We start from the raw sequence: 372 nt of genomic DNA, 5'->3' as shown, positions 1-372 counted from the left end.
CCCGCGAGACGCTCTCCTACCTCCGCGGCGTGAGCGTTGAAGCGATGGGTGAAGGCCTGCTGGCCGAGTACTGCCGCAGCCACGGCGCCGGCGTGGTGCCGGCGTCCGGGACAGTCGACGCTGCGCAGAACCAACAGGCCGGCATGGTCGCGCCGGCAGTTTCCACCCAGCCCGCAGCCCAAGCAACGATCCCCACCCAGCCGACCACCGGCGTCGTGCTTCCCGGACAATCCGTACCGGGCACTCCTGCCGGCGGGACAGCGACTGGTGTGGCCGCCACAGCAGCGGCCGCCACAACCGCGTCCAACGCAGTGCGCGGCGAGAGCGAACAGCTGCAGCCGGGCCTCCAGGCGCCGGTCGCCGCACAGTCGG

The 372-nt window shown here is 72.3% G+C and carries 1 pseudogene; it reads left to right on the top strand.

Annotated elements, in window-relative coordinates:
* Positions 1-98: pseudogene (locus AC5RV2_RS19065) on the top strand (pantetheine-phosphate adenylyltransferase); the annotation flags it as partial.
* Positions 99-372 lie beyond the last annotated feature (274 nt).

The sequence above is a fragment of the Arthrobacter sp. Y3225116 genome (assembly GCF_059091245.1).
This window is presented reverse-complemented; position numbering and strand designations above follow the sequence as displayed.